A 255-nucleotide genomic window follows, 5' to 3' on the forward strand; every position below is an offset into this window, starting at 1 on the left:
ACACGGTTAAAGCAACTAACGCTTCCGGATGTATTTCAGCGGCTTCTAATAGTTTTACTGTTATAAGCCTAACACAGTTGGCTACACCAGTAACTCCAGTAGTTAGCACAACAGCAGCGACTTGTTCAGCTGCAGGAAGCATGACTCTTACGAATTACAATGCAGCCAATACTTATGATTTTTCACCTGCAGGACCAACTGTTAGTGCAGCAGGAGTCATAACAGGCGGTATGATAGGAACGGCTTACACGGTTA

The 255-nt window shown here is 44.3% G+C and carries 1 protein-coding gene; it reads left to right on the forward strand.

Translation table 11 applies throughout. The features are described 5' to 3' along the window. On the forward strand, nucleotides 1-255 hold a 255-nt coding region (locus tag J3S90_RS16255; protein WP_210646987.1), incomplete at both ends, for a hypothetical protein.

Origin of the sequence: Flavobacterium flabelliforme, assembly GCF_017948675.1 — a bacterium.
GTDB lineage: Bacteria > Bacteroidota > Bacteroidia > Flavobacteriales > Flavobacteriaceae > Flavobacterium > Flavobacterium pygoscelis.